The 14,927-nt window shown below is 60.3% G+C and carries 17 protein-coding genes; 14 read left to right on the top strand and 3 right to left on the bottom strand.

Features of this window, described 5'->3' with window-relative positions:
* Nucleotides 1–40 precede the first annotated feature (40 nt).
* On the bottom strand, nucleotides 41–991 hold the full coding sequence (locus BS630_RS12060) for a FliM/FliN family flagellar motor switch protein (protein ID WP_077977594.1): 951 nt from the start codon (nucleotides 989–991) through the stop codon (nucleotides 41–43).
* Nucleotides 992–1,864 carry a flagellar motor stator protein MotA gene (gene motA, locus BS630_RS12065; protein WP_011650470.1) on the bottom strand — a complete coding sequence of 291 codons (873 nt, stop codon included), beginning with the start codon at nucleotides 1,862–1,864 and terminating at the stop codon, nucleotides 992–994. It lies immediately after the preceding gene.
* A gap of 254 nt (nucleotides 1,865–2,118) precedes the next feature.
* Here motA and flgF point away from each other — a divergent pair, with 254 nt between their 5' ends.
* From flgF to fliP, 13 genes are all read left to right on the top strand, one after another.
* Nucleotides 2,119–2,853: a flagellar basal-body rod protein FlgF gene (gene flgF / locus BS630_RS12070; protein ID WP_077977596.1), complete on the top strand. Its 735-nt coding sequence runs from the start codon at nucleotides 2,119–2,121 to the stop codon at nucleotides 2,851–2,853.
* 115 nt (nucleotides 2,854–2,968) lie between these two features.
* Complete coding sequence (gene fliI / locus BS630_RS12075) at nucleotides 2,969–4,369, top strand: flagellar protein export ATPase FliI (protein WP_017958988.1); 1,401 nt, start codon at nucleotides 2,969–2,971, stop codon at nucleotides 4,367–4,369.
* 2 nt (nucleotides 4,370–4,371) lie between these two features.
* Nucleotides 4,372–4,914, top strand: coding sequence for a flagellar protein (locus tag BS630_RS12080; protein WP_077977598.1), 543 nt, complete (start codon nucleotides 4,372–4,374; stop codon nucleotides 4,912–4,914).
* A gap of 234 nt (nucleotides 4,915–5,148) precedes the next feature.
* Complete coding sequence (gene flgB, locus BS630_RS12085; RefSeq protein WP_017958990.1) at nucleotides 5,149–5,541, top strand: flagellar basal body rod protein FlgB; 393 nt, start codon at nucleotides 5,149–5,151, stop codon at nucleotides 5,539–5,541.
* Nucleotides 5,542–5,545: 4 nt separating this feature from the next.
* Nucleotides 5,546–5,962 carry a flagellar basal body rod protein FlgC gene (flgC, locus tag BS630_RS12090; RefSeq protein WP_003545531.1) on the top strand — a complete coding sequence of 139 codons (417 nt, stop codon included), beginning with the start codon at nucleotides 5,546–5,548 and terminating at the stop codon, nucleotides 5,960–5,962.
* A gap of 2 nt (nucleotides 5,963–5,964) precedes the next feature.
* Nucleotides 5,965–6,306: a flagellar hook-basal body complex protein FliE gene (fliE, locus tag BS630_RS12095; RefSeq protein WP_020048480.1), complete on the top strand. Its 342-nt coding sequence runs from the start codon at nucleotides 5,965–5,967 to the stop codon at nucleotides 6,304–6,306.
* Between the two features lie 19 nt (nucleotides 6,307–6,325).
* On the top strand, nucleotides 6,326–7,114 hold the full coding sequence (gene flgG, locus BS630_RS12100; RefSeq protein ID WP_003545534.1) for a flagellar basal-body rod protein FlgG: 789 nt from the start codon (nucleotides 6,326–6,328) through the stop codon (nucleotides 7,112–7,114).
* A gap of 16 nt (nucleotides 7,115–7,130) precedes the next feature.
* Entirely contained in the window at nucleotides 7,131–7,613 is a 483-nt protein-coding gene (flgA, locus tag BS630_RS12105) for a flagellar basal body P-ring formation chaperone FlgA (protein ID WP_077977601.1), read from the top strand.
* Nucleotides 7,610–8,731 carry a flagellar basal body P-ring protein FlgI gene (locus BS630_RS12110; RefSeq protein WP_077977603.1) on the top strand — a complete coding sequence of 374 codons (1,122 nt, stop codon included), beginning with the start codon at nucleotides 7,610–7,612 and terminating at the stop codon, nucleotides 8,729–8,731. Before flgA ends, BS630_RS12110 begins: the two co-directional genes overlap by 4 nt.
* A complete protein-coding gene (locus BS630_RS12115; protein ID WP_077977605.1) occupies nucleotides 8,728–9,270 on the top strand; it encodes a MotE family protein in 543 nt (180 codons plus the stop codon). The genes BS630_RS12110 and BS630_RS12115 overlap by 4 nt, the downstream gene beginning before the upstream one ends.
* The gene (gene flgH / locus BS630_RS12120; protein WP_011650477.1) at nucleotides 9,267–9,983 is read left to right on the top strand and encodes a flagellar basal body L-ring protein FlgH; all 717 of its coding nucleotides are present in this window, start codon (nucleotides 9,267–9,269) and stop codon (nucleotides 9,981–9,983) included. Before BS630_RS12115 ends, flgH begins: the two co-directional genes overlap by 4 nt.
* Before the next feature lie 12 nt (nucleotides 9,984–9,995).
* Nucleotides 9,996–10,502 (top strand): flagellar basal body-associated FliL family protein, encoded by a 507-nt coding sequence (locus BS630_RS12125; protein WP_077977608.1) that lies wholly within the window; start codon nucleotides 9,996–9,998, stop codon nucleotides 10,500–10,502.
* Nucleotides 10,499–11,236 (top strand): flagellar type III secretion system pore protein FliP, encoded by a 738-nt coding sequence (fliP, locus tag BS630_RS12130; protein WP_020048481.1) that lies wholly within the window; start codon nucleotides 10,499–10,501, stop codon nucleotides 11,234–11,236. The genes BS630_RS12125 and fliP overlap by 4 nt, the downstream gene beginning before the upstream one ends.
* 142 nt (nucleotides 11,237–11,378) lie before the next feature.
* On the opposite strand, the gene BS630_RS12135 is transcribed toward fliP, so the two are convergent.
* The gene (locus BS630_RS12135) at nucleotides 11,379–13,295 is read right to left on the bottom strand and encodes an O-linked N-acetylglucosamine transferase, SPINDLY family protein (RefSeq protein WP_077977610.1); all 1,917 of its coding nucleotides are present in this window, start codon (nucleotides 13,293–13,295) and stop codon (nucleotides 11,379–11,381) included.
* A gap of 456 nt (nucleotides 13,296–13,751) precedes the next feature.
* Between BS630_RS12135 and BS630_RS12140 the strand changes: the two genes are divergently transcribed.
* Complete coding sequence (locus BS630_RS12140; RefSeq protein ID WP_077977613.1) at nucleotides 13,752–14,657, top strand: flagellin N-terminal helical domain-containing protein; 906 nt, start codon at nucleotides 13,752–13,754, stop codon at nucleotides 14,655–14,657.
* Nucleotides 14,658–14,927 lie beyond the last annotated feature (270 nt).

Below are 14,927 nucleotides of genomic sequence, written 5' to 3' on the forward strand. Positions count from 1 at the left end.
GCCTCAAACTGCCTTTGCAGCCCAAAGGCCAGAGAACCGATTAATTCATTAAATGACGGATGAGTTCGTCATCCGAGTTCATCGTATCCTTGACGCGGACCATGTAGTTTTCGCCTGAACGCCCGAACTCGCACACATACAATTCCTTGCTGTTGGCGCTGACTTCGACGCGCACCTCGCCGTGGTCGCGGAACGGAATGATGTCGCCGACCATCAGCTTCGATATCGTGCGCAGCGTCAGGTCCTGCAGCCTGACCTTCGCCTCGAGCGTGACATGTGAGCGGCGGACCTGGTCGCCGAGCTGTTCGGTCCATTCCGCTGAGTTGCTGCTGGCCTGGCGTTTCGGCTTCGGCGGCGTCACCTTGGTCTTGAGCAGTGCCGTCTGCGGAACGATCAACGAAAATTCCGAAACGATGCCGGCAAGCGTGATCGACATGTTGATGGCGGCCGCGAATTCATCCGGACGATCCTCCTGCGGCCGGGCGCGCATGTCATGGCCGTACGGAGCCGAAAGGCTCGGTTCGAAACCGCCCGGCGCGTTGACAGCCGATCGCAGCACCTTGGCGATCTTGTCGAAGACCATGACCGCCAGATCGAGCTCGATGATCGACAGCAGCCGGTCGGCCGGTTCCTCGATCGTATCGGCTGTGGCGCCAAGCAGATGCTCCATCAGCGTAATGACGAAGCCGTTGCCGCAGGCAAGCGTAATGTTCTGCGACCAGTTGCGCAGTGTCGCGTCGACGAGCGTGACGTTCGCGCTCAGGTCTTCGATGAGGTGGTTCTTATAGCCAATCTCGCAGCCGAGATAGTTGACCGTCACGTCGAGGCCGGTCTCGCTTTTGATGACGTCGGGAAAGAATTCGCTGTAGATTTCCCCGAAGGAGCTGCAGATCTTGGCGACCCTGCCTCTGTCGCCAAGCCCGCCTGTCAGCTTGGCGAGGAGGGCAGGATCCATTGCCGGTTTGTCATGCGAAGCATTGCTCATAGTCATTTAAGCCGCCTTGTTTTCGCCACCTGGGTTCATCATTTCCTGCTCAACCGCATCGATGGACGGACGCTCGTAAGCCGAGATCGTCTTGCGACCGTATTCGAGAGCGACCTGCGGTACCGAGCCGTTCATATAGGCAAGCAGCGTCTGCTTGACGATGACGTAGAGGCGGTGCTGCTTGTTGCGCACGACCTTGATCTGGGAGACCAGCGGCGAGCAGACGCAGTAGGACAAGAGAATGCCGAGGAAGGTGCCGACGAGCGCCGAGCCGATCAGGTGACCGAGCACTTCAGGCGAATCGTTGATGTGAGCCATCGCCTTGATGACGCCGAGAACGGCCGCGACGATACCGATCGCCGGGAAGGAATCGCCCATGATCTGGATCGCGTGGTAGGGCTTCATCTTGTCGTGCATGATGGTGTTGAGCTCTTCATCCATCAGCGCCTCGATCTCGTGGCTGCGGGCGTTGCCGATGATGATCAGGCGCACGTAGTCGCAGATGAACGCCGTCAGTTCCTTGTTCTTCAGAACGGTCGGAGCCGATTGAAAGATCGTCGATTCGGCGGGATTGTCGATATGGGCTTCGATTTCGTTTCGCGACTTGGTGCGCAGGTCGCGCATCAGCGAATAGAGCACGCCGAGAGTATCGAGATAGTTACGTTCCTTCGGCACGGCATGCTTGAAGGCTTCGCCGAGCGCCTTACCGGAATCCTTCACCACCTTCATCGGGTTCGCCATGATGAAGCTGCCGAGACCGGCGCCACCGATGATGACGAATTCGAAGGGCTGGAACAGAGCGTTCACGTCACCGCCCATCGCCATGAAGCTGCCGATGACACAGCCGCAAGTCACTATAAATCCGATAATGATGTTCATCGTCAGCCCAATCTGAACGTTGCTTTTCATTGAGACCGATAGGGTTTCTGCCTTGCGTGAGGCTGATGAAAGGCCCGCTCGCGAGGCATTTCCGCGTGCCAGCTTCGCGCAAGCATCTGCCGTCAGTCTAAAGGGGACGAATGGGTGCCCATGCCCGTTTCTGAGATGCCGCCTCAGCGAAATCCCGGCCGAACCGCATAAGACGACGCCCGGCTTTTCGTTCCGTTCATCGCCAATGCTTGGAGCTTACCGACATGCAATCCGGTCTTTATGTTTCTCTGTCGTCGCAGATGGCCCTCGAAAAGCGCCTGACCACCATCGCAGACAACATGGCGAACGTGAACACGACCGGTTTTCGCGCCACCGAGGTGAAGTTCGACGAGATGGTGGCAGCCACCAAGAACAAGCTGAACACCAAGGTCGCCTTCGTTTCCCAGGGCAACGACTACCTGAACGAGGGAAATGGCGAGTTGCAGCAGACCGGCAACATGCTCGATTTTGCCATCAAGGGCGATGCCTGGTTTTCGCTCGATACGCCGGCCGGCCGCGTCCTGACGCGGGACGGCCGCTTCACGATCAAGGATACCGGTGAACTCGTCTCGATCCGGGGATATCCGGTTCTCGACGCCGGCGGCGCGCCGATCCAGCTCAACACGACAGGCGGCGAGCCGGCCGTCGGCAGCGACGGCATCATCTATCAGGGCGGCCGCCAGGTCGGCTCGCTCGGCCTGTTCGAGGCCGATATCAGCAAGGGTTACCTGCGCTACGAAAACAGCGGCATCATGACCACCGACCAGCCGCGCGCCGTCGTCGACCGCTTCAATGTCGGCGTCGAGCAGGGGTATCTCGAAAACTCCAACGTCAACGCCATGCGCGAGATCACCCAGCTGATCGAAGTCAACCGCGCCTTCGAAAGCGTCTCGTCGCTGATGCGCGACAGCGAGGATTCCTTCAAGGAAGCCGTCCAGACGCTTGGGGGCAGCCGCTGATGCATGCCGCCCAAAAGTGTCCGGCGGTTTTGGGCGACATGCACAAGAACAAAGATCCAAAATACGTCGCATGCAGCAAGCTGTACGCGACGTGTTTTAGGGCGGGATTTGAAGCATGAGCACCACGCTACTATCAGTGGACGGTCTTTCTCCGAAGCTGGCGCATCTGGCGGACCTCGTCGACCGATACGCATCGCCGGAGTTCGCGGTTGCCCACGGCGGCCGCGTGCAGACCATCGCTGCAGGCCACTACACGGTTCACGGTCTCTCCCGCCATGTTCGTCTCGGCGAGTTCGTGGCCCATAAATCGGCCACCGGCATCCATCTCGGCGAGGTCGTGCGTGTCGAGCCGGAACTGATCTATGTCTGCCCGATCGAACCCGGCGAACCGATCGGTATCCACGATACCGTCATCCGCAAGGGCGCCTTCCGCATTTCACCGACGGACAGCTGGTGCGGGCGCACCGTCAACTCGCTCTGCGAGCCGATCGACGGGCTGGGCCCGATCACCGAGGGCCTCGATCGCCGCTCGATCTCCAATACCGCGCCGCCCTCGATGACCCGCAAGCGTGTCGAGACCGGCTTCAAGACCGGCGTGCGCGCGATCGACATCTTCTCGCCGCTCTGCCTCGGCCAGCGCCTCGGCATCTTCGCCGGTTCCGGCGTCGGCAAGTCGACGCTTCTGTCCATGCTCGCCCGCGCCGATGCCTTCGACAAGGTGGTCATTGCGCTCGTCGGCGAACGCGGCCGTGAAGTGCGCGAATTCATCGAGGATACGCTCGGCAGCAATATGAAGAAGGCGATCGCCGTCGTCGCCACCAGCGACGAGAGCCCGATGCTGCGCAAGATGGCGCCGCTGACGGCGGTCACCATCGCCGAGCATTTCCGCGACAAGGGCGAGAATGTCCTCTTCATCGTCGATAGCGTCACGCGTTTCGCCCATGCGATCCGCGAGGTGGCGACCGCCTCCGGCGAACCGCCGATCGCGCGCGGTTATCCCGCCTCCGTTTTCACCGAGTTGCCTCGCCTCCTGGAACGCGCCGGTCCCGGTCCCGAGGGCGCCGGCACCATCACGGCGATCATCTCGATCCTCGTCGACGGCGACAATCACAATGACCCGATCGCTGATTCGACCCGCGGCATCCTCGACGGACATATCGTCCTTCAGCGCAGTCTCGCCGAAGAAGGGCGGTATCCCCCGATCGATCCGCTCGCCTCGATCTCGCGCCTTGCCCGCAAGGCCTGGACGCCGGATCAGGAAAAGCTGGTATCGCGGCTGAAGGTGCTGATCCATCGTTTCGAAGAGACGCGCGACCTGCGCATGATCGGCGGTTACCGCCAGGGTGCTGATCCCGATCTCGACATGGCGATCAAGCAGGTGCCGATTATTTACGACGTCCTGAAGCAGTCTCCGGGCGATCGTGACTCGCTCGACGCTTTCGCCGATCTCGCCGGCGCGCTCAAGGCTGCAGCCGGCATGGGCAATCAGGGCGCCCCTATTCAGAGGAGAGGCTAGACGTGGCTGATTTCGACGACGAACGTATCGGTTCACTGAAGCAGCGCAGGAAAGCCGCCATCCTGGATCGGTTTCTGACCTTTTCCGGCCTGGCGCTTGCCGGCGCCTCCGCCTTCTTTCCCTGGTACGTCTTCTTCAATGCGGACAAATTCGGCATCAATGTCGCCGCCAGCGAGAATTCGCGTGAACTGCCGGATTGGCCGGCCCGCAACGTCTTCAGCGTCTCGCCGCTTGCCATGGTCAACAGGAACGAGGCGGACAAGAAGGCCCCGCCGATCGATCCGCTGACGACGGCGACGGTCTCCGATCTCGGCAAGGAGCGCGATGGCCGCGCCATACAGGAAGATCAGCCTTTCCCCGGCAAATCTTCCTTCCGCCTGCTGCATGTTTCCAACGGCCGGGCGCTGATCGAGGATCCCTCGGGCATGTATGTGGTGCGCATCGGCTCGATCCTGCCCGACGAAAGCCGCCTTGCGACACTCGAGCAGCGCGACGGCAAATGGGTGATCGTCACCTCCAAAGGCGAGATCTACCAGAACAATTGAACCTTTCCGTAAACGCTGAAGGCAACAGGGGCTCCGCCGTGAACCGGCCGGAGCCCCTGTTTTTTATTCCGTCATTTCTTAGATCGATTCCGATTTATGGAATGACGCAGCTATTCAAAGAGTTACAGCGTCGCGGCGGCGTTCCCCCGAAAACCGCCTCGACGCCTGAATTCCCCGTAAGTCCCACGCAAGATTACCGCACTAGGTTCGGGACAGTAAAAACGGAGAGTTCTCATGCAACCGATCCAACTTTTCGACTTGGCTTCGCGGCAGGCGGAATGGCTGACGATCCGTCAGCAGGTTGTTGCCGGCAACATCGCGAATGCCAATACCCCGAAGTTCCGCGCCAAGGACGTTACGCCCTTTGATGCGGTGCTCGACAATTCCGATATCAACATGGCGCGCACCAATCCGGCGCATCTCAGCGGCAACGATTTCAGCGACAGCGGCGATATCGACGTCAAGGACGCCGCGCTCGACCAGGAAATCGGTGTCCAGGAATCCGGCAATACGGTCGGTTTGGCCGAGGAGCTCTCCAAGTCGGGCGATATCAAACGCCAGTACGATCTGAACACTTCGCTGGTCAGTTCCTTCAACCGCATGATGTTGATGACGGTCAGGAGGTAAAGTCATGGATCCGCTTTCAGCAGCAATGAAAATCGCCGGTTCCGGGCTCGAGGCGCAATCGACGCGCCTGCGCATCGTTTCGGAAAACATCGCCAATGCCCGCTCGACCGGCGACACGCCCGGCGCCGATCCCTATCGCCGTAAGACGATTACCTTCGGCCAGCAGATGGATCGCAGCAACGGCGTCGAGACTGTCGGCGTCAAAAAGGTCGGCGTCGACGAAGGCGACTTCAGCACTGAATTCGACCCCAGCAATCCGGCTGCGGACCAGAAGGGCGTCGTCAAACTGCCGAACGTCAATATCCTGGTCGAGATGGCCGACATGCGCGAAGCCAACCGCTCGTATGACGCCAATCTGCAGACCATCAAACAGACCCGCGATCTCATCTCCTCCACGATCGACCTCCTGAAGAGCCAATAATAATGATCAGCAGCGTCCAGAATGTCAGCAACCTTTCGATGACCCGTGCGCTCGGCGCCGTCGACACCGAAAATTCCGCCTCCTCGTCTGCCGCCACCATGTCGGGCGCCGCAGGAGCGGCCAACGGCATGAGCTTCGCCTCCGTCATGGGCAACATGGCGAGTGAGGCGGTCAACAGCCTGAAGGGTGCGGAAAGCATGTCCTTTGCCGGTATCAAAGGCACGGCGACGACGCGTGAAGTCGTCGATTCCATGCTCCAGGCCGAGCAGACGCTGCAGACCGCGATTGCCATCCGCGACAAGGTCGTCTCGGCCTTTCTCGAAGTCACCAAGATGCAGATGTAACTGATTTGAGGACGAACACATGAGAGCGCTCGCCATCGCAGCAACGGGCATGGATGCCCAGCAGACCAATCTGGAAGTCATCGCGAACAACATCGCGAATATCAATACGACCGGTTTCAAGCGCGCCCGCGCCGAATTCTCGGATCTTCTCTACCAGACCGAACGTGCCAAGGGTGTCGCCAACCGCGCCAACCAGGCCGTCGTTCCGGAAGGTGCCAATATCGGCCTCGGCGTCCAGACCTCGGCGGTCCGCAACCTGCATCTCCAGGGCGAACTGACCCAGACCGGCAACGATCTCGACGTAGCGCTGATCGGCAAGGGCTTCTTCCAGATCCAGTCGACCGACGGTACGACGCTTTACAGCCGCGCCGGCGCCTTCAACAAGAACGACCAGGGCCAACTCGTCACCATCGACGGCTACGAGGTCCTTCCCGGCATCACCATTCCGACGGGCTCGACCGAACTGACGATCAGCCGTTCCGGCCAGGTCTCGGCCAAGCTGCCGGGAGCGACGGAGGCGACCGAGCTCGGCCAGTTGACCCTTGCCGATTTCGTCAACGAGGCGGGTCTCCAGCCGCTCGGCGACAATCTCTTCCAGGAAACGCCGGCCTCCGGCGAAGCCGTCATCGGCAATCCTGACGAGGAAGGTTTCGCCTACATGAAGCAGGGTTACCTGGAATCTTCGAACGTCGACCCGGTGAAGGAAATCACCGAGCTGATCTCGGCCCAGCGCGCCTACGAAATGAATTCCAAGGTGATCACCACCGCTGATGAAATGGCCTCCATCGTCAGCAAGAACCTGAAGTAAAGGGAAGGGCCGAAACATGATGTTTTGCCGGGCAGGACACATCTCAGGATGGGTGGCGGCAGCCACGATCGCAGTCGCGGGCATTTTCCTGCCCGCGGACGTGGATGCCAGCATGGGTTATGCCGTCGTCCCGACGACGATCATCTACCCCGGCGACACATTGTCGTCGAGCCAGCTTCAGGAGGTAGAGGTCACCAACCCCAACCTCGCCGGCGATTATGCCAAATCCATTTCCCAGGTCGAAGGCATGGTTTCCAAGCGCACGCTGTTGCCGGGCCGCACGATTTCGGTTTCGGGCCTGCGCGAAGCCTATACGGTGACGCGCGGCTCTTCGATCCGCCTGGTCTTATCGCTCGGCGCGATGACGATCTCCGCCGCCGGCACGCCGCTCGAAGACGGCACGATCGGGCAGGTCGTTCGCGCGCGCAATATGGACTCCGGCGTCATCGTCAGCGGCACGGTGCTTGCTGACGGCACGGTCCATGTGAGGGCAAAATGAAATTGTTCTTCCGTTTCGTCACCCTTGTCGCGGTTCTCGCCATGAATTTGGCCGATGTCGCGCCCGCCTGGGCGCTGACCTCCCGCATCAAGGATATTGCCTCCCTTCAGGCCGGGCGCGATAACCAGTTGATCGGTTATGGCCTCATCGTCGGCCTGCAGGGCACCGGCGACGGTTTCCGTGCCTCGCCCTTCACCGAGCAGTCGATGCGGGCAATGCTACAAAATCTCGGCATCTCGACGCAGGGCGGCCAGTCCAACGCCAAGAATACCGCGGCGGTGATGGTCACCGCCAACCTGCCGCCCTTCGCAAGTCCCGGCAGTCGTATCGACGTTACGGTGAGCTCGCTCGGCGACGCGACGTCGCTGCGCGGCGGCACGCTCGTCATGACCTCGCTTTCCGGCGCCGACGGCCAGATCTATGCCGTCGCACAGGGCGCCGTCATCGTCTCCGGTTTTCAGGCGCAGGGCCAGGCGGCGACCGTGACCGAAGGCGTCACCACCGCAGGCCGCGTGCCCGGCGGCGCGATCATCGAACGTGAACTGCCGTCCCGCTTCAAGGACTCGGTCAATCTCGTCCTGCAGCTGCGCAACCCAGACTTCTCGACGGCAATCCGCATCGCCGACATCGTCAACGGTTATGCTTCGGCCCGTTTCGGCGGCCCGGTCGCCGAGGCCAAGGATTCGCAGGAAGTCGTGATCCAGAAGCCGCGCGCGGCCGATCTCACCCGGCTGATGGCCGACGTCGAAAATCTCATCGTCGAAACCGACACGCCGGCCAAGGTTGTCATCAACGAGCGTACCGGAACGATCGTCATCGGCTCGGACGTCCGGGTCTCGCCGGTCGCCGTCAGCTACGGCACCTTGACTGTCCAGGTCACCGAGACGCCGCAGATCATCCAGCCCGAACCCTTCTCGCGCGGCCGGACGGCCGTCCAGCCGCAGACCGATATCGCGGCCGAGCAGACCGGCGGGCGCGTCGCCATCATCGACGGTCCCGACCTCAGGACCCTCGTCGCCGGCCTCAACAATATCGGCGTGAAACCGGATGGCATCATCGCCATTCTCCAGGGCATCAAGTCGGCAGGCGCCCTGCAGGCGGAGCTTGTGCTGCAATGATTGATACCATCAACCCTGACATGACGGTTCTGCAATTGCTGCGCCGGCTGGCGTTGCCGGCCGCAGGCCTCGTCCTTCTGTCGATCCCCAGCGCCTTCGCGCAGGAACATGCGCCGGCAGGCGACATCACCTCCCAGGACGAGATCAAGCAGTTCTGCACCAACATCGCCGAGCCCGCCCGCGACCAGCGTTACCTTCTGCAGAAGCAGGAACTGGAAAAGCTTCGCGCCGACATCGACGCCCGCATGGCGGAAATGGACAAGCGGAAGGCCGAATACCAGGACTGGCTGAAGCGGCGCGACGATTTCCTGAAGCAGGCGGAAGCCGGCCTCACCGAAATCTACAGGAAGATGAAGCCGGATGCGGCTGCGCTTCAGTTGCAGGACATGAAGATCGAGGTGGCCTCCGCCGTGATCATGCGGCTCGGCCCGCGTCAGTCGAGCCTCATCCTCAACGAGATGGACCCCGAGAAAGCCGCGGTCATCGCCAGCGTCATCGCCAGTGCGTCCGATCCCAATACGTCGAAGGATCCTTCATGAATATGCGTTTCCCGGCCGCGATCGCCGCCCTCGCACTCCTTGCAGGTTGCCAGTCTCCGACGGCGGTCAGCGAGATCGGTCGTGCGCCTGCCATGAGCCCGATCGGCAGCGGCCTCGCCTACGGCCAGACACCACAGATGGCGCTTTATCCGAAGCAGCCGCGTGCTGTAGCGCAGGGCTATTCGCTGTGGAGCGATTCTCAGGCCGCCCTCTTCAAGGATGCGCGCGCGCTCAACGTCGGCGACATCCTGACCGTCGACATCCAGATCAACGACAAGGCCTCCTTCGACAACGAGACCAACCGCAGCCGCACGAATTCGAGCGGCATGAATTGGGACGTCAACGCCCAGATCTTCGGCTGGACGCCCGAGTCGAAGACCGACCTGACTTATGGCTCCGACACCAGCACCGACGGCAAGGGCAAGATCGAGCGCACCGACAAGCTCACCCTTCTGGTCGCCGCCGTCGTCACCGGCATTCTCGAAAACGGCAACCTCGTCATCTCGGGCTCGCAGGAAGTCCGCCTGAACCAGGAGCTGCGCATCCTGAATGTCGCCGGTATCGTTCGCCCGCAGGACGTCAATGCCGACAACCAGATCTCCTACGACAAGATCGCCGAAGCCCGCATCTCCTACGGTGGCCGCGGCCGTCTGATGGAAGTGCAGCAGCCTCCGCGCGGCCAGCAGGCCGTCGACCTTTTCTCGCCGCTTTGAGGCTGAACGACGATGGCAGAGCCAGACGCAAGCACAGGTCAACCGAAGAAGAAATCCGGCGCGCTGATGACGATCATCGGCATCGCCGTGCTGACCCTGCTCGGCGCCGGCGGCGGCTGGGCGGTCGGTACGATCGTCGCGCCCAACATCAAGGGGGCCAAGGAGGTCGAGCAGGCCAAGGATGCGGAGGCGAAGAAGAAGGCCGAGGAAGGCCTGGCACGCATTTCGACCGAGGCCAACAACGTCGTCCAGCTAGAGCCGATCACCTCGAACCTCGCCTACCCCTCAGAAAACTGGGTGCGACTCGAAGTCGCGCTGCTCTTCAACGGGCCGCCGGATGTCAAGGTTTCCGAGGATATTCACCAGGATATCCTCGCTTATATCAGGACCGTTTCCCTCCAGCAGATCGAGGGGCCGCGGGGCTTTCAATATCTCAAGGATGACATTCAGGAACGTGTTGACCTTCGCTCGCAAGGGCGGGTATCGAAGGTCATGTTCAGGACATTTGTCATCGAATGATTCGTCTCATAGTTTTCCTTGCCGCCATGATGGCGGTACCGGAACTGGCGGTGGCACAGCAGCTGCCGACTGACTTGTTGAATATACCGGTCGATGGCTCCGTCGCCGCCTGGATCATCCGCACATTCGGCCTGCTGACCATTCTTTCGGTCGCGCCGGGTATCCTGATCATGGTGACGAGCTTTCCGCGCTTCATCATCGCTTTTTCGATCCTGCGTTCAGGGATGGGCCTCTCCTCGACGCCCTCCAACATGATCCTCCTGTCGCTGTCGCTGTTCATGACCTTCTACGTCATGTCGCCGACCTTCGATCAGGCCTGGCAGAACGGCGTGCAGCCGCTGCTTGCCAATCAGATCAACGAGACCGAGGCGGTCCAGCGTATCGGCGAACCCTTCCGCACCTTCATGGCGGCCAATACCCGCGACAAGGATCTGGCGCTCTTCGTCGATCTGGCGCGCGAACGCGGACAGAATATCCAGACGACCGATCCGATCGACTACCGCGTGCTGATCCCGGCCTTCATGATTTCCGAGATTCGCCGCGGCTTCGAGATCGGCTTCCTCGTCGTGCTGCCGTTCCTCGTCATCGACCTCATCGTCGCGACCATCACCATGGCGATGGGTATGATGATGCTGCCGCCGACCTCGATCTCGCTGCCTTTCAAGATTCTCTTCTTCGTGCTGATCGACGGCTGGAACCTGCTCGTCGGCAGCTTGGTGCGCTCGTTCAGCTGAACGGCTGCCGCCGTTTGGATATTCGCCAATGAGAAAACCCGTCGGATTGCTCCGGCGGGTTTTTTCATTATGCAGCAATTCAAGGTGCCAAGCGTCGTTTACGCCTCTGAAAGACGCGCGGCGCTGCAGTGGTCGAAAAGCCTCACTCGGCCGCGAACGGCGCCGTGCGCGGTGGCAGCGCCGGAATGTCCATATGATCGGGTGCAAGACCCTGCTTGGCGCGCTCGGCCATGATTTCATAGGCTTGCTCCAGATGGTCGCGGAACCGTTCGGCATCGAAGAGCGGCGCGATATAACGCTTCTCCTTGAGATGCGCTTTGTATTCGGCGATCCGCCCGGGGTTCTCAGCCAATTCGACAGCCATATCCTCATAGGCCTGCAGGTCGGGCGCAACGAGATCGGGCAGGTCGATGGCCCTGAGCAGGCTCTCGCTGACGCGTGACGCGAAGTTGGTGCCCTTGACGGTCAGGACCGGCAGGCCGCCCCAGAGCTGCTCCGAGGTGGTCGTGTGGCCATTGACCGGGAAGGTGTCGATGCCGAGGTCGGCTGCCTGCTGACGGTCTATATGTTCTTCATAAGGGGCGCGCGGGCAGAAGATGATGCGCTTGGGCGAAATGCCCGCCGTCTGGAACTGCTTCAAGAGGTTTGCCTGGTTGCGCGGTGTATTCGCCATCAGCCAGAGGACGCTGTTCGGCGCACGCTTGAGAATGCGGCACCAGCTGTCGATCGTCTCCGGCGTGATCTTGCGGTTGCCGTTGAAGGACGCGAAGATGAAGGCGTCATCAGGCAGGCCGAGCTGCTCGCGTGTAACAGCACGCGGCTTCGGACGATGCATCGGGTCGTTCGGCTGGTAGCTTTCCGGCAGGCGGCAGAACTTCTCGTGATAGAAGGGCTTTGCCACATCAGGCAGCACCGCATGGTCGCCGATGACGTAGTCGAGATCGATATTGACGGTGCTCCCGGGAAAACCGAGCCAGCCGACATGCACCGGTGCCAGCGGCAAGTTAAAGGCCGTTGCACGGCTGCCCGACGTATGACCCTTCAGGTCAACCATGATGTCGATATTATGCTGTCGCACCGCCTCCAGCACTGCCTGGTCGGAGAAGCCGTGAACGTCGATGATCCTGCCCCAGCGGCTGCGGTCGGTATCGTTGTGCTTCAGGAACTCCGGGCCTGTGTGGCAGAAAAGGGTGATCTCGAAACGGTTCTTGTCGTGTAGTTCCAGGATGCGCTGCAAGAGCTTCATCGTCGCGTGGCGATCCCAGAAGTCCGATGACATGTAGCCGATCCGGATCTTGTCCGACCATGTGTGCGGCTGGCTGCGGCGGAAGGTCACCCGTTCCGGGTTGAGGGCCGTGGTGCCGATCGTCGCATACCGGTTGAAATCCTCGTTGCCGCACCAGTGCAGATGATAGAACGGGTTGTCCTTACGTAGGATCTCGACATCGCCCTTTGCAAGGGTGGCGTCGATCACTGCCTGATGTCTGCTTGCCTCTTCGAACTCGTTGAATTCGCGGGCGAAAACAAGATGAAGGAAGCGGAATGCGAGATTGCCGGGAAAACGTTTGAAGAGGTTGCGCGCCAGGGCCTGGTTGGTTGCGTCGTGCAGATCGTCGCTCAGCAGCAGGGCTGCCAAGCGCATATGATCGGGATTTTGGCTCTCCGACAGCACCGTCTTGAACGGGCGAATGATATCCCGCTGCTGTCGCTTCAGATAGATCGCCGTGATGATGAAGGCGAGTTCCGGGTCTTCCTGCGCCTTGCTGAGGTTCCGCATGGCGATCAGCAGGGCGTCGTCCTCGCTGCCGGTCTCGTAGTGCAGCTTGGCAGCCTGTTTCTGGTATTCGTAGGCGTTCGGTCCTTCGCAGCTGCCGGCCAGGCCATAGGCTTTCGCAGCATCGGCCTTGAAACCGAGCTGCACGAGGTTTTTGGCCAGCAGCGCATAGGTCTTGGCGTCCTGCTGGATATCCATCAACTGGTTGAGCGTCGCCAAGGACTGTGTGTAGCGGCCCATCTGGTAATCCTTGGATGCCGCAGAGAACGAAACTTTGCTGTTCAAAACTCAACTCCGTGAAGGAAATGTTCTGGCATGGCTGTCGATCGCCGAAGCGCGCATGGGTCGTCCTCCCAAAAACGGGGTCGGTCCGATGATGCTATCCCGGCATCCGCCACACTGGCATTCGAAGCTTGCTTGAAACCGGTGGCGCGATGAGCGCCTGCTTTGTCCGGAAAGCCTTCGACTGTCCCAGGAAAGCGCACCTTTCGGATGCCAAAAATTATCTTCAGCAGGCATTAACTAAGCCTTGTGAGAAGGCATTAACTATGCCCTGCAAGGAGCCGGCCCAGGGTCTGTATTTTTAAGAAGTTGGCAAGCATTGGCTGCGAAATTGCTCTGGACATGACGGGTTTGGGCCAAACAAAAAGGCGCCGAGTAGCATGAAGCTGGTCCGTCATCGCCGGTACTATAGTCCGGTATGTCCTCCTTTTTGTATCTTGTTTTCCAGGGGACAGACTTATGACAAGCATTAACACCAATTCTTCCGCAATGGCCGCTCTCCAGACGCTGCGTGCCGTCAACCAGGGCCTCAACCAGACGCAGAACCACGTTTCGTCGGGCTATCGCGTCGAAAAGGCTTCCGACAACGCCGCTTACTGGTCGATCGCAACGACCATGCGTTCGGACAACAAGGCTCTCTCGGCTGTTTCCGACGCTCTCGGCGTAGGCGCTGCCAAGGTCGATACCGCCTACACCGCAATGGACAGCGCCATCGACGTCGTCGGCGATATCAAGGCCAAGCTGGTTGCTGCAACTGAAAGCGGCGTTGACAAGGCCAAGGTTCAGGAAGAAATCGGTCAGCTGCAGCAGCAGCTCCTGAGCATCGCTCAATCGGCTTCCTTCAACGGCGAAAACTGGGTTGCTGGCGCAGCCGGCACCAAGAGCGTTGTTTCCTCCTTCGTCCGCGACGGCTCCAACGCCGTTTCGATCAAGACGACCGATTATGTTCTCTCGAGCGGCTCGCTGGGCAACGTCCTGTTCGGCATGAGCGGCGGTTCGGTTGAAACCTCTACGGGTATCCTTGGTACCTCGACGGGTACGGTCGGCTCGATCTACTCGATGAGCATCACCACCTTCACTGCCGGCCAGATCCAGACGGCTTTGACCAACGTTGAATCGGCTCTGAAGGCCATGACCAGCGCCGGCGCTGCTCTCGGCTCGCTCTCCAAGCGCATCGACAGCCAGGACGACTTCGTCAACGCGCTCAGCGACTCGATCGACTCCGGTGTCGGCCGCCTCGTTGACGCCAACATGGAAGAGGAATCATCCAAGCTCAGCGCCCTGCAGACCCAGCAGCAGCTGGCGATCCAGTCGCTGTCGATTGCGAACTCCTCTTCGCAGAACATTCTGTCGCTGTTCCGCTAGGACCAGCCCACAACACTTCCAAGCTTCGCGGCCGGGTCATCCCCGGCCGCGAAATGTTTTAATATAAGGTTAATCAAAATCCTCCTAAGTCTCAGATATTTTTAGCCTATTTCCAATTTGAATTTAGCTTTCCTTAACCATCTTGCTGTCATCTAGGCCCATCGAAACGGCGAGTTAACCCTAACAGGAATGGTTAACAGGCATGATGCTGATCGCTGTGGGCCGGCCCAAAATCCGGAATGTCCCTTCTTAAAATCTGCCAACAAGGGG

It is taken from the genome of Rhizobium laguerreae (assembly GCF_002008165.1).
In the GTDB taxonomy this organism is placed as follows: Bacteria; Pseudomonadota; Alphaproteobacteria; order Rhizobiales; family Rhizobiaceae; genus Rhizobium; species Rhizobium laguerreae.